The following is a 13,554-nucleotide window of genomic DNA, read 5'->3' on the forward strand; positions in this document are numbered from 1 at the left end:
TGGGTAATGATAGAGGCCCCTTGTATCAAGGAGCTTTGAAAGGAACAAGGCGAAAGAGAAGCATCAACTTTACAGTCATTAGGGGTTTATGCTTAAGTTGATGGCTAGGTGCGCAGGCGGGGATGACGGGACTTCTCGTTTTTTCACACCGGCAGAGCTGGTGGTTTCAGTCATTAAATGACGGCGGTTATAGAGGGTTTTAGAAAATAAATTAGTTCTTGAAGAAAGCTGTTATTGCCTTCTAATTCATTTAATGACTTTTCTACTTGATTAAATAAAACGCCGATGTGGTTAATTAATGGTATTTTTTCATCTTCCACTGTTTGATCCGCCAGATCATCTTGCCACTGAAAGATTAAACCAATGCTGGCTCCCAATTTTCGCAATTTTTGAAGCCTCTTTTCATCGGTACAACCTGCTGAAAGCGCGCCTAATTCAATAGCTGTTCTAAACAAAACACCTGTTTTTAGGCGATGAACGATCTCAATTTGTTCGGGAGGCACCTCTTTATTTTTAAACTCTAAATCCAATTGCTGGCCGCCCGCCATGCCCAGAGAACCGCAGGCATGTGCTAATACATTAATCAAATCAGCATTGTTGTCGCGTGCTAAAATCTCAAAAGCTAAGCACTGTAACGCATCCCCCGTTAAAATCGCTGTCGCTTCATCAAAGGCCTTATGACAGCTCGGTTTTCCACGACGAAAATCGTCATCATCCATCGCTGGTAAATCATCATGAACCAGTGAGTAACAATGCATTAATTCAATAGCGCAAGCTGCGTTGTCGATTTGAGCGGGGTCAACGTCAAAACTAAACCCAGTCGCGTAGGCGAATAAAGAACGAACCCGCTTACCGCCCGACATGACTGCATAAGTCATCGCTTCGTGCAAACGTTGAGGGGTTTGTTTGATGTCAGGCAATATACTTCCAAGCTTATGGTTGATACGCCCCTGATAAATTGTGATAACGTTCATTAAATCAATTTCCTAGCTCATCGTATTATAGACGTTTCGAAACACTATCGAAAGCGTTTGTATTCTTAAATTTAATGCTTCTGTTGCCTCACGGAAGTTGGGAAACGGCCGGCGCTTATTTTGAATCAGAAGGGAAATATCAGAATGAAAAAACCGTTTTTAATCTAAATCAACAATACATCGACGGCTGGAAATAAAATGATTTACCACTCATTCTTTTAACTCTAGCCGAAGATTGTGTCGTCATTAAATCTCACGGCCCTCGGTATCAGGGCATTCACGAGATTAAACTCTGCTTTGGATTCTGATTAAACGCAAATAGAAAAGTAACCAAATGGTTTTTTGTTACTTTATTTTGCAAAAAACGGCTTTCGTTGAATGAGTTTTTGGCTGTGTTTCCAATCGCATGGAATATTCTCTTCCCGATGACATCAGTGTGGTTAAGTTTTCAAATCAGAAAATAGTTTTCCTTCACGAATACCGCATGACCTAAGCGATTTATCGATGGGAAGGGAAACGCTTAAACTCCGATTGAATTAAAAGATTTCATCGGGATTAAAGAAAAAAGTGATCTCTTCTTTTGCTGTTTCAGGACCATCCGAACCATGTACCGCGTTAGCGTTGATGGAGTCAGCGAAATCAGCCCGAATGGTTCCTGGAATCGCTTTTTTCGGATTAGTAGCCCCCATAATTTCTCGATTTTTAACGATGGCATTTTCGCCTTCCAATATTTGGACCATTAAAGGGCCTTGGCTCATGAATTTCACCAAATCGGGGTAGAAAAGACAATCCTTGTGAACCGCATAAAACTTTTCTGCTTGTGGTTTACTCAGATGACACATTTTAGCTGCGATAATTTTAAGGCCTGCTTTTTCAAAACGGGAATAAATCTGGCCAATGACATTTTTGGCCACAGCGTCAGGTTTGATAATTGATAGCGTTCGTTCAATAGCCATTGTAAACCTCGTGCATTAGGAATTAAGCCCTATGAAGGGATTCAGAATAGAAAATTCTGTAATTAATTGTAAGTAGTTAAATAAGTAAGTTCCATAAAAACTTAAATCACGTTACAATTTCTATAAGGAATTAAAAACCATGACGGCATTTGAGATTATACCTTTCATCCTCTTTTTAGTTGTAATAGGTACTGCAATCGCCGAACGAATAAATGTCCCCTATCCTTTGGTATTGGTGGTGACTGGTTTAATCGCTGGGTTTATTCCGGGAATTCCCAATTGGTATCCTCCCAGCGAACTGGTGCTCCCTTTATTTTTACCGCCTATTTTATTCGCTACCGCACGCCTGATTTCTTGGGAAGATATTCAGAATAACAAAAATGAAATTTCCTCCTTGTCGATATTGCTCGTCATTGCTTCAACCATCATGATTGGTGTCATATTAGCTTGGATCGTTCCTGGCATGCCGCTATCCGCTTCGTTAGTATTGGGAGCCATTATTTCACCGACCGATACCATTGCATCTACCTCGATTCTCAACCGCATCCGAATACCCAAGCACATCATTCGCAGCCTTGAGGTGGAAAGCTTATTTAACGATGCGGTGAGTATTGTGCTTTACAACATGGGACTGATGTTTGTTTTTATGGGAGCCATCAATCTACTCCATGCCGAGGAAAGCATTTTAATTGTCGGGTTGGGTGGCATCACGGTCGGTCTGATGTTCTCCTATTTCACTAGTTTAATCGTCAAAGAATTTTTAACCGAATCTGAAAATGAATTGCCGATTATCATGAGCGTTATTTTAGCGTATGTTTCTTATTTATTTGCTGACCGGATTGGGGTGTCGGGTGTTTTGGCCGTAGTCGCTGCCGGTCTTTTTCACAAACGCACAGAGCGGACGATTAAAGCAGGGACGCGGCTATCAGAAAAATCCGTCTGGGATACTTTAGTATTTTTCTTAAATGGTTTGATTTTTATTGTCATTGGGATGCAATTTCCGAACTTTTTGGGCAAAGTGAATTACCTCCCTACAGGACAATTAATCTTATTTTCAACGATTACCATTTTATCCTTAACCTTACTGCGGTTTATTTGGGTCTTAGCGACCAATTTACTCGTTAATTCGCTTTCACGGCTAAGAAAACACCTAACAAAACGGTATATATTTTCTTGGAGAGAAGTGCTTATTTCTTCCTGGTCAGGTATGCGAGGCTTGATATCGCTAGCGTTAGCCCTCGCACTACCAATTATGCTACCTGACACAACTCCATTTCCTTATCGTGATTTAATTATTTTCTTAACAATTATTGCTATTTTGTTTACTTTACTCGTTCAAGGTTTAACGTTACCTTATTTGGTCAAATTACTAAAATCTGAAAAAAGCGATGGTGCTTTTATTAAAGAAAGCTCTAAAATATATCGTCGATTAACGAAAGAGGCAATTCAACATATGGATCAATTGGACGCGGGCGAACATATTTGTTCTGAAAATGCTAAAAAATTAGTAAATAATTACTACGCCAATCGACTCTTACAATTTAAAGCCACTTACGAAACCGAATGCGATACCCACGAAGTTGAAGCCCTTCTCACCAAAATTTTAAATTATGAACGCAACCGCCTCCATGAAATGCGCTCCCAGGGAGAAGTTTCTGAAGAAGTTTACATTCATATTCTATCAAAAATAGATCGCGATGAAGTGGGTTTGGCTTCTTACAAATAATTGTCCCCCATGCGCTACTATAGTTCTTTTGCCCTCTCCTAACCCCTCCCGCAAGCGGGAGATGGATTGTGGAAGGGCGGCATTGAAGTTTTTTATTAAAGCAAACTCAATAGAAATGCTAAATAAGTCTTGACTTAAATTAAAGTTGTTTATTAAAATCGCATCCTTAACGGACCTCACTAAGAGGAATGTTTATCGTTTTTTTGTCTTTTTAGTGTTCAATCGACGGACCTTAACTAGCCAAATCCAGTCTGTATTGGATGTGTTGACACGTTAATCTAAGTAAAAATAGGAGAAATATCATCATGTTGAAAAAAATTGTAATTGGGATGGCAGCCACCGCTGCTATTGGTATTGGCACTGGCGCATTAGCAGGCGGATCGGTTGACCAATCATACAACAATACCAGTGAGACTGGTTTTTACGTTCGTGGTGAAGCAGGTTATGCGTTGGTCGATAAAAAAACGGGTACTTCTAAAGTCAATTTCACTGGCGTAACACTAACCGAAAACTCTCACACTAATACCAAAAAAAGCCAAGGTTTTAATGGTCGAGTCGCCATTGGTTATGCTTTCAACCCTTACTTCTCATTAGAATCAGGGTTTACTTACTACCACCCTGATTACCGAAATGTAAACCTGGCTGGCAGGGTGCCTCCTTTTTATTCCATACAAGCCGAAAGCAGACAAAAAATAAACTTGTACTCTATTGATTTAATGGGAAAATCAACTTTACCTATCAATAACTTCTACGCTTTTATCGAGGGTGGTGTTGCTTATGTGCATACTAAGTTTGCCGCGTTTACAGAAACAGGTACCGAGGTTAGTCCTCTCTTACCTCCCGTAAGCACTCCTGTGGCTATTAAGGTGCCGTCAAGCTCAAAAGGCTATATTCGACCGAAAGCCGGCATCGGTGTGGGCTACAACATTACCCAGAACATTGGCGTTGATATTTCCTACTCACATGTCTTTGGTCAAGGGAAAATCAATAACGCTAACTACTTGCCTAACCTGAACGCTGTTACGGTTGGCTTCACTTACAAATTCTAAGGAATTTATACCCAAAAAGGGGCTTCACGCCCCTTTTTTAAACTCCCACATATGATAGGATTTATCGAAATTAGATTTCGACATAGGAAGCGAACATGAAGTTTTTACATTCCTGGCTCCAGGCTATTTGCATTCTTGCCATTCTTTTACTTTTTTCTGTAGAGTTTTCAGTTAGCGCTCTTGGTGATATCGAGAATCCCGCTCAACAAAATCTTGTTCTTGAAAAAGCAGCTACTCAGCAACAACCGGAGACACCGCCTTCGCTACTTCCTCCTCCACCCAACTTAGATGTTAAAGGATATGTATTAATGGATGCTGATTCTGGTATCATCATTGCTCAAAAAAATATGACTCAGCGCCCTCAGCCGGCAAGCTTAACGAAACTAATGACGCTTTATGTCATCTTTCAAGAGCTAAGGAGCGCTCAGATCCATTTAGACGATAAAGCAAAGGTCAGCGTTAAAGCCTGGCGCACAGGTGGCTCTCGAATGTTTTTAAAGGAAGGTACTGAAGTCCCTGTCAACTTACTGATCCAAGGAATTATTGTGCCCTCTGGGAATGATGCCTGTGTCACCATGTCGCAATATATTGGGGGGACAGAATCCTCTTTCGCTCAAGTGATGAATCAAACGGCGGAACGCCTGGGCATGAAAAATTCACATTATGTCGATTCAACGGGCCTCCCTCACCAAAACCATTATTCGACTCCTTACGATATGGCCGTTTTAACTCGCGCTATTATCAATGACTTTCCGGAGTATTATCATTACTTTTCCCAAAAATGGCTGACTTATAACAATATCAAGCAACCCAATCGCAATCGCTTATTGTGGAGTGATCGGTCGGTCGATGGATTAAAAACTGGTCATACGGAAAAAGCCGGCTATTGTTTGATTGCCTCGGCGAAACGCAACAACATGCGGTTAATTTCGGTGGTTATGGGAGCGCCAACCGACAGCGAGCGAGCAGATGATTCTGAAGCGCTGCTAAATTATGGATTTCGTTTTTATCAAACACGCCTATTATTCGATGCGAACACTTCAATTACTAAAAAATATATTTGGATGGGCAAACAAAAACACGTCGAATTTGGCTTAACTCAACCGCTCTATGTTACGTATCCCGTTGGTGAGGATAAAAATTTAAAGGTGACGATAAGTTTCGCCATCCAACATTTGCACGCGCCTATTTTGAAAGGACAGTCTTATGGCAAAATTAATGTAATATTAAATGGAAAATCCATTAAAAAAGTTCCCTTAATTGCTTTACAAGATGATCCTCACGCTGGTTTATTTTCGCGGGCTTTTGATCATATCACACTGTTTTTTCATGGAATTTTTACCAAATCCTCATGACAGACAACAATACCTTACCCTTTTTTCTGTGACTGGGCGCGGTTTGCATTTCCTTAACTTTAAAGAAGTAAAACATCAAACGAAACGCGGGCTGTTGATGGATTTCTTATGTTTATTAGTTCGCTCTTATTGGGGACTGGAATGAGAAGGCCGGAAACTCGTCATTGCACCATTTTCTGCTGTTTTTAGGTGAACCCTTATTCGGACCACCCCGTACAGAACCCAAATAATGGACCCCAAGCTCCATTAGTATTCGCTTTAATTTACGTATGGAAATCGCTTTATTCATTACTAAACATGTTAATACTATTTTACTGGAGAGCTCGCGGCTCTCAAAACTTTCTTTGGTTTCCGGATCCGGATATTGCTTTATTTCTAATCCTCATTGCGTTTTGGATGAATTCCTCTTTACTGATTAGCGTCAATATTATTTAGCTTTCTTCTTTCGGAAATCGTATGGAATATTGAGTTCTTTTTCCAATTCTCCTGGTGCGATGACGCTTACTCAGCGTGACGGATTATATGTTCGACCCTAAACGGTACGCTTTTTGCCGCATTTAGTAGCTATGTTACAGGCTTTGTTACTAAATATTTGGTTGGGCTGATTGCGAGGTCTCGCATAATTCGATGCAATGCTGAACGCCGAGTCCAACGCCATCGCCTGGCGAGCTCACGTCTACCGCCCCTAGTCCAGAAACCACAGCATAATCATATCCCAATCAAAAATTAGGATCTGAATCCAAATGAAAAAGCTTTGATCACCATAACGAAAGCCGAAAGAACAGCTTAAATCCCCCCCTTCAACAATGTAATAAATTCCTTGCGCAAAGACCTGCGCCTAACAGGCCAGTAAAAAACGCTGCAGGTAACCGATAACTTTTCGCCAACATAAATTATTTTTATCACTACCAAAACCACCAAAAAGGTCATATTTTCGACCGTATAATTGAAAAGCTTCATTATCGTCAGCAATGTTCTCCTCACGCTTAAGAACTTGTTAGAAAGCACGGTCTTTGGCATTAGCCAATAGCATTGATGATTGCCTGCAATGCTTTAGCGCCTGCTGTTTTCGAAAAATCTTATGCTTTTTCTTCTTTTTCCTCATGAGAGAACTGCGCTTAATATTATTTTTGTTTCTCACCGGGATAATATTCATTTATTTCCAATCATCAAAGCCATTTCATTCAGAGTCTCTTGCGGCTAAGGCCAATTGAAAAGCTGTACCTTTGACAATCACTGGATTGCGCTTTAAATCTTTCGCATGAGCTTCATACTTCACCTTCCTCTAATAACAAATCAAGGTTTATCTGTATCATCGCTTCCACTTGATCATGCTCACCTCTAGCTACATAGTCTTGTAATTGATTTACCGAATATTTTTTAATTCACCTGCTTTATCTTCTCTAAATATTCTATGGTGATTTTTGGAATCGACAGTAAGAACAGCTAAAATGACTGTCTCCATAAGAGAACCATTGTAATTCATCACCGCATTAGCAATAGATTTGGTAAAAAAGGCCTTTATGGGAAATTGTTTTTGTTAGGAGTATGGAGCAAATTTTTTTATCATCCACATAAACACCGGGGGCGGCTTCTTTCCCTTGTGCGGGTATGCCCCATTCTTGTAGGGATTCAGCAATCGTGTTTTCAATAGTGCGGACAAAGGTTCGAGTACTTAAGCCCAACCGATTAAGATCTAACAACCGGTGTATTTTTTTGAGCCGCCATATTTCCAGAAGCATCCCTCATCAGCATTGGTTCTGTACTGCCATCCTCAGCAGGAAATAAATATTAAATAAAAAAATAAGATCTAGATTCCTTTCCCCAGCGTATTTAAAGATGATCTAGTCACCGCACCCCTTACTCAGTAAAATAACAGCATGAACGATGTTGTTATCCGCCAGTTAACTAACTTAATTCCCTATCAACCGTTGTGGAAAGCCATGCAAACTTTCACCGCCCGCCGTCAATCGCAAACGACGGACGAAATATGGTTCCTAGAACATGAGCCAGTTTTTACTCAAGGGCTCGCTGGAAAACCAGAACACGTCTTAAATTCAAGGAATATCCCACTTATTCGCACTGATCGTGGAGGTCAAGTGACCTATCATGGGCCAGGGCAACTCATGATGTACTTATTGTTAGATCTTAATCGGTTGGGCTTAAGTACTCGAACCTTTGTCCGCACTATTGAAAACACGATTGCTGAATCCCTACAAGAATGGGGCATACCCGCACAAGGGAAAGAAGCCGCCCCCGGTGTTTATGTGGATGATAAAAAAATTTGCTCCATCGGGCTGCGGGTGCGAAAGGGTTTTAGCTACCATGGATTAGCACTTAACGTTGCCATGGATTTGACCCCCTTTTCTTTCATTAATCCCTGTGGATTCAAAGGATTAGTGATGGCCCAAATCCAAGACTACGTAAATCCCATCGAAATAGATGCCGTAAAACGCGCCATTATTCCATTATTTTTAAAGAATTTCGGGTATAATCAGCCTGCTATTATGGCAACAACCTCATTGGAGTTTTTAATCGATGACCACCTACGATCCTTCTCAGAAAAGCCTAGGGAAAGAGAAACTGTCAAGGATTCCAGTCAAAATTGAAGCTCCTCACACGCCCTTTCGCAAACCCGATTGGATCCGTATTCGCTTATCGACTGATAATAAAGTTAGCCAATTAAAAAAATTGCTTCGCGAAAATCGCTTAGTAACAGTCTGCGAAGAGGCCTCCTGTCCTAATTTAAACGAATGCTTTGGGTATGGCACCGCTACTTTTATGATAATGGGCGATAAATGCACCCGTCGGTGCAGTTTTTGTGATGTCGGTCACGGTCGTCCTGATCCCCTTGACCCAGAAGAACCGCTTAATCTCGCTAATACCGTAAGTGTCATGTCGCTAAAGTACGTAGTCATCACTTCAGTAGACCGTGACGATTTACGAGATGGGGGGGCGCAGCATTACGCGCAGTGCATTAACGCCGTGCGAGAAAAAACCCCAGGCATTAAAATTGAAGTGCTGGTTCCTGATTTTCGAGGACGCATGGAAAAAGCCCTAGATCAGCTCGCTTACGGTCTCCCTGACGTTTTTAATCATAACATTGAAACGACGCCTCGTTTATATAAACAAGCACGTCCCGGTGCTGATTACCCATGGTCTTTAGCTCTGTTACAGACTTTCAAAAAACGTTTTCCTGGCATTTCCACTAAATCGGGGATGATGTTGGGCTTGGGCGAAACGCGAGTGGAGGTGGAAATGATGATGCGCGATCTGCGCCAGCATGAAGTTGATAGGCTAACCCTCGGGCAATATTTGCAGCCGACGCGTTACCACATGCCGGTGGACCGCTACGTAACCCCACAAGAATTTCAGGAGTTAGGCGAACTCGCTAAAAAACTAGGATTTAGCAATGTAGCCAGCGGTCCGTTAGTGCGTTCTTCCTACCACGCGGATCTGCAAGCCCAAGGGAAACAGGTTTCCTAAGGTAGTGTTGAAGCGAAGAGAAATACGGGAACGCGCTAATTCATTTGTGCCTTCGCCGAAATGATGAGGATAACCGATTAAGTTTAATAAACTTCATTTCTTAACATGATTGAACATTATCTAACTTACATCGACTACTGCTTACAAGCAAATCCTTATATGGGCATTCTATTTGCTTTTCTCATTGCTTTTACCGAATCATTACCCCTTGTCGGAACTGTTATCCCAGGCTCCCTCACTATGTCAATCATGGGTATATTAGCTGGAAGAGGGATTATTTCTTTAGAGGCGACTTTACTCTGGGCCACCCTCGGCGCATTAGCAGGCGATACCGTTGGCTTTTTCGTGGGGAAATATTACAACGAACGCTTACGTTTGATGTGGCCTTTCAAGAAATACCACAAATGGCTTACATTAGGCGAAGCTTTCTTTCGAAAACACGGCGGCAAAAGTATTTTGATTGGCCGGTTTGTTGGGCCTGTGAGAAGTTCTCTGCCTTTAATTGCCGGCTTATTGAAAATGAGTTGGGTTCGTTTTTTTGTCGCTGCTATTCCTTCTGCAATCCTGTGGGCAGTGGCTTACCTGCTGCCGGGCGTTTTGATCGGCGCTGTCTCCCTCGAATTACCCCCTCATGTAACTACAGAATCTATAATGATAGGATTAGGCGTCATCCTCTTCCTCTGGTTACTCTTTCGGGCCGCTCAATGCTTTTTCACACTTGTGATCTTAACTATTAACGACTGGATCGACCAATTATGGGGTTGGCTTTATCTTCATCATTCGTCACGTTTTTTCTTGCGCGCCATTACTAACCATCGAAACCCCACTGATCATCATCAATTAAGCATGACAATTTTGGCCTTTTTAAACTTCCTGTGTTTTTTAGGATTAAGCATTATTGTGGTTACGATCGGCCCTTTAACTAACTTTAACGAACCTTTATTTTACTTTTTACAAAGTACACGATTGCCCCATATCGATAAGTTTTTTGCTCTAATAACCATGCTTGGCGATGCAAAAGTTGTTTTAGGCATAAGCTTACTTCTTATCATCGTTTTAGGGATTAAAAAGCACTGGCGAGCGGCTTTCCATTTAGCGTTAGTGACTGTAACAAGCGCTACAGGCGTTTATTTGTTTAAATGGCTCGTCTATTCGCCTCGACCCCGCGGATTTTTAATGGTGGATCCTTCGTCTTCTTTTCCTAGCGGACACGCAGCCCTCACTCTAGCAATATTCAATTTTATTGCTTTTCTAACCGCGCAACAGCTACCAAAAAAATGGCGCTGGATTCCCTATACGACCGCCAGCATTTTAATTGTTTTAATTAGTTACTCCCGTCTATATTTAGGGGCGCATTGGCTTCAGGATGTGTTAGGTAGCCTTTTTCTAGGGGTTACGATCTTACTCAACGTTATTGTCTCTTATCGCCGCTACCCCTCCAAACCGTTTGGAAATTTAAAATGGCTCGTCTTTCTAGCTGTTACGCTCGTTTTGCCTTGGGCGGTAATAAGTAAAGCTAAGCTTCATACCATTTTACATCATTATACTCCCTTACGGCCTGTGCGGGAAATAAATTTCAAAGATTGGTGGCAACACCCAACCCGTTACGTTCCCATTTATCGCTGGAATCGTTTCGGCCATCCAGTTCAACCTTTCAATATTCAATGGACGGCCCCATTACACGACCTTCAGAAAACTCTAAAGAATTACGATTGGGAATCCATTCACATTAAAATGGACATCCAAACCGCCTTGGGTCGGTTTGCGAGTTATAAACCGGAACGGCATTTCCCTTTTTTTCCTTGGCTTTATCGTGGTAAACCACCTGTCTTGTTCATGATTAAACATCTCCCTCACGGCACCACAATTATTGAACTCCGTTTGTGGGAATCGGGTATCTGTTTTGAGGATAATGCCTTGCCACTCTGGGTGGGTTCTATCAATTATCACATTGCTCCGAAACGCTTGATTACGTTACGAAAGCCTCATGAAATCTCACATGTCAACGGGGGGGGTGTTAATGAGCTGGCGGAGACGCTGACAAACTATCAGTGGAAAAAAATATTTCTTCATGGTTCTGAGAAATTTAAGAAGATCAGGCCTCTTGAATGGAATGGTGAAATTCTTATCATCCGTTCCACGAGCGGTCTTTAAAAATATGCTATATTTAGCAGTACCTAAAAAAGGAGATAACATCATGGAAAGACAAAATATTCAACAACAAGCTAAAAAAGAGCAACGACAAGGACCGGGCGCTCATCAACATCGAACCAAGGATAAGATACCCTTGTCTTAGTTGAGTTGTCGACCCCCCTGATCTTTTAGGGGGAAATCCTATATAGATTGTATCACTGCCAAATCGGCATAACTTTTCGAATATCTTGTATGAATTTCCACAGACCGACATTCATTTCGATTTCGCCTAAGGGCGTGATCACTTGACGGGGAAAACCGATCCCCACTTCAAATAACCCAGAGGCAATGTGATCCCTGAGCAAACGTCATAGTCAGATAAATTAAATTTTCGGATAAGTGGCGCCCTTTGGTAAAAGTCCACCGCATAAATCGCTTTGGTGCATTGCGACAAAAATTGACGAATATTTTCTTTCGTGGAAGAGTAACGCTTTACTGATGGCAGGCATTGTTGAATAATGTTTTCATGGAGTTTTGGTGCTAAATAAAAATTAATGATTTTTTTTAACAATCATTTTTGTCAATTCTCGTATAATAAGCACGGAAGAATGAGAGGAACAAAAAACAGAACGTTATATTCTGCTTCATAACGCTTCGTTAGCTTTACAGGATGAAGCGCATCGTAAATCTCAATAAGATTTATTTTTTTGTTCAATTTTTCATGAAAGGGCAACGTTTTTAGATAAGCTACCGTCACTAATATAACTTTTTTCTTTTATCAGTACGTTGAGTCTCAAGATGCCTTCGTTCTTTAATATACTGATAATTCATTTAATCGGCGATCCAGTGAAACGGTTCGGTGACTTATTTTTGCAAACAAAAGTTTGTCTTTTCAAATGAATCAATAGGAAAGGAACAAGTTTTATTGGAATAATTAAAAGCATGGTAACCCGTTAAAAACTCAAGAAACAAATGCACTCGAGTGTTAGAAGTTATCTTTCCCCAATAACGGCTAAAACGCCGACCTGAAAATGAGGATCAATCCAGGAGACGCTTTGAGCATTGACGCCCGCATCCAAAAGCTCCCCCACTGCAGCTATTCCTGCCAGTCCAGAAGCACCAACCACTACCATATCGAAACTCAATTTCGATATGTCATAAACTCTCACAAACCAATTTAAAGACCACGACGTCTACGTCGCTCCTGTGCATCGATTTTTCGACGCTCCCGCCGGTATTCCGCCTCTTCGTAGCGCCGTTTTTCAATATCGGTTTCAGGGATTACCGATGGAACTTCAGTCGGTTTACGACTTTCGTCCAGCGCAACAAAGGTAAAGTATGCCGATAGAATATGAATCGCTGCCCGCGTTTTTGGATTTTCCGCCAACACTTTAAGGCCGATTTCCATCGACGTCCGCCAGGCGCGATTAATCGAGGCTCTAATCAACAATACGTCCCCTCGCCCCGCCGGTGCTAGAAAATGCAAGGCATCGACAGAGGCCGTCACACAGGTGTGACCACTGTGCCGCTCGGCAACAACCAAAGCAGTGCGGTCTAACATTGCCATAATAAGTCCGCCAAAGACAGTATCGTTGGAATTTAAATCATTAGGAAAAATTTTATAGATTTGATCATGGATAATAGATTCGGAAACATACTTCGGCTTCATTTTTCACCTCGAGGAAAAAAACTATTAGTAGTAGTAGCTGATTATTATGCATCTCATTAAATCCACTTTAAAGCCAACCCCGTACCCCCTATGAGCGCAGCGAAATACGGGGGCGATAGACGAGATCATTATTTTCCCGTATTCTGCTTTGCTCCATACGTATAGGCCCTGGGTTGTTGTGTCAACAATCAGTTTTGACGAAAAGA

Annotated in this window: 9 protein-coding genes and 6 pseudogenes; 9 read left to right on the forward strand and 6 right to left on the reverse strand. The window is 41.6% G+C overall.

All coding sequences use genetic code 11. The features are described from left to right. Positions 1-173: 173 nt before the first annotated feature. On the reverse strand, positions 174-974 hold the full coding sequence (locus FIV31_RS05225; RefSeq protein ID WP_280124056.1) for a polyprenyl synthetase family protein: 801 nt from the start codon (positions 972-974) through the stop codon (positions 174-176). 46 nt (positions 975-1,020) lie between these two features. Here FIV31_RS05225 and FIV31_RS08565 point away from each other — a divergent pair. Together FIV31_RS08565 and FIV31_RS05230 are read left to right on the forward strand one after the other, a co-directional pair. After that, a pseudogene (locus tag FIV31_RS08565) lies at positions 1,021-1,142 on the forward strand (hypothetical protein). An 11-nt stretch (positions 1,143-1,153) separates the two neighbouring features. Further along, positions 1,154-1,467 (forward strand): annotated as a pseudogene (locus tag FIV31_RS05230) (nuclear transport factor 2 family protein). 27 nt (positions 1,468-1,494) lie between these two features. Here FIV31_RS05230 and ndk read toward each other — a convergent pair. Further along, positions 1,495-1,930: pseudogene (ndk, locus tag FIV31_RS05235) on the reverse strand (nucleoside-diphosphate kinase). Between the two features lie 139 nt (positions 1,931-2,069). Between ndk and FIV31_RS05240 the strand changes: the two are divergent. The 4 genes and pseudogenes from FIV31_RS05240 to FIV31_RS05255 form a co-directional block, all read left to right on the forward strand. Further along, the gene (locus FIV31_RS05240; RefSeq protein ID WP_280124057.1) at positions 2,070-3,656 is read left to right on the forward strand and encodes a Na+/H+ antiporter; all 1,587 of its coding nucleotides are present in this window, start codon (positions 2,070-2,072) and stop codon (positions 3,654-3,656) included. Positions 3,657-3,961: 305 nt separating this feature from the next. Beyond that, the gene (locus FIV31_RS05245; RefSeq protein ID WP_280124058.1) at positions 3,962-4,705 is read left to right on the forward strand and encodes an outer membrane beta-barrel protein; all 744 of its coding nucleotides are present in this window, start codon (positions 3,962-3,964) and stop codon (positions 4,703-4,705) included. Between the two features lie 95 nt (positions 4,706-4,800). Continuing rightward, positions 4,801-6,060 (forward strand): D-alanyl-D-alanine carboxypeptidase family protein, encoded by a 1,260-nt coding sequence (locus tag FIV31_RS05250; protein ID WP_280124059.1) that lies wholly within the window; start codon positions 4,801-4,803, stop codon positions 6,058-6,060. 32 nt (positions 6,061-6,092) lie between these two features. Then, positions 6,093-6,222: pseudogene (locus tag FIV31_RS05255) on the forward strand (hypothetical protein); the annotation flags it as partial. Between the two features lie 422 nt (positions 6,223-6,644). On the opposite strand, the gene FIV31_RS05260 reads toward FIV31_RS05255, so the two are convergent. Beyond that, entirely contained in the window at positions 6,645-6,779 is a 135-nt protein-coding gene (locus FIV31_RS05260; protein ID WP_280124060.1) for a hypothetical protein, read from the reverse strand. 795 nt (positions 6,780-7,574) lie between these two features. Further along, positions 7,575-7,772: pseudogene (locus tag FIV31_RS05265) on the reverse strand (lipoyl(octanoyl) transferase LipB); the annotation flags it as partial. A 168-nt stretch (positions 7,773-7,940) separates the two neighbouring features. On the opposite strand from FIV31_RS05265, the gene lipB reads away from it, so the two are divergent. From lipB to FIV31_RS05280, 3 genes are all read left to right on the forward strand, one after another. Then, positions 7,941-8,669, forward strand: a complete 729-nt coding sequence (lipB, locus tag FIV31_RS05270; RefSeq protein ID WP_280124061.1) for a lipoyl(octanoyl) transferase LipB — start codon at positions 7,941-7,943, stop codon at positions 8,667-8,669. Next, complete coding sequence (gene lipA, locus FIV31_RS05275) at positions 8,599-9,546, forward strand: lipoyl synthase (protein WP_280124062.1); 948 nt, start codon at positions 8,599-8,601, stop codon at positions 9,544-9,546. Before lipB ends, lipA begins: the two co-directional genes overlap by 71 nt. 105 nt (positions 9,547-9,651) lie before the next feature. After that, the gene (locus tag FIV31_RS05280; protein ID WP_280124063.1) at positions 9,652-11,700 is read left to right on the forward strand and encodes a bifunctional DedA family/phosphatase PAP2 family protein; all 2,049 of its coding nucleotides are present in this window, start codon (positions 9,652-9,654) and stop codon (positions 11,698-11,700) included. A 194-nt stretch (positions 11,701-11,894) separates the two neighbouring features. On the opposite strand, the pseudogene FIV31_RS05285 reads toward FIV31_RS05280, so the two are convergent. Both FIV31_RS05285 and FIV31_RS05290 read right to left on the reverse strand, forming a co-directional pair. Further along, positions 11,895-12,848, reverse strand: a pseudogene (locus tag FIV31_RS05285) (CBU_1268 family Dot/Icm T4SS effector). A gap of 8 nt (positions 12,849-12,856) precedes the next feature. Further along, entirely contained in the window at positions 12,857-13,348 is a 492-nt protein-coding gene (locus FIV31_RS05290; RefSeq protein WP_280124064.1) for an acyl-CoA thioesterase, read from the reverse strand. Between the last annotated feature and the right edge of the window lie 206 nt (positions 13,349-13,554).

Origin of the sequence: Coxiella endosymbiont of Ornithodoros amblus (genome assembly GCF_019425495.1) — a bacterium.
Classification (GTDB): domain Bacteria; phylum Pseudomonadota; class Gammaproteobacteria; order Coxiellales; family Coxiellaceae; genus Coxiella.

What these genes read in the sequence shown, in the direction of transcription:
- FIV31_RS05250 (WP_280124059.1), top strand. Translation starts at nt 4,801, where the DNA reads ATGAAGTTTTTACATTCCTGGCTCCAGGCTATTTGCATTCTTGCCATT.
- FIV31_RS05280 (WP_280124063.1), top strand. Translation starts at nt 9,652, where the DNA reads ATGATTGAACATTATCTAACTTACATCGACTACTGCTTACAAGCAAAT.
- FIV31_RS05240 (WP_280124057.1), top strand. Translation starts at nt 2,070, where the DNA reads ATGACGGCATTTGAGATTATACCTTTCATCCTCTTTTTAGTTGTAATA.
- FIV31_RS05245 (WP_280124058.1), top strand. Translation starts at nt 3,962, where the DNA reads ATGTTGAAAAAAATTGTAATTGGGATGGCAGCCACCGCTGCTATTGGT.
- FIV31_RS05225 (WP_280124056.1), bottom strand. Translation starts at nt 974, where the DNA reads ATGAACGTTATCACAATTTATCAGGGGCGTATCAACCATAAGCTTGGA.
- FIV31_RS05290 (WP_280124064.1), bottom strand. Translation starts at nt 13,348, where the DNA reads ATGAAGCCGAAGTATGTTTCCGAATCTATTATCCATGATCAAATCTAT.
- lipA (WP_280124062.1), top strand. Translation starts at nt 8,599, where the DNA reads ATGACCACCTACGATCCTTCTCAGAAAAGCCTAGGGAAAGAGAAACTG.
- lipB (WP_280124061.1), top strand. Translation starts at nt 7,941, where the DNA reads ATGAACGATGTTGTTATCCGCCAGTTAACTAACTTAATTCCCTATCAA.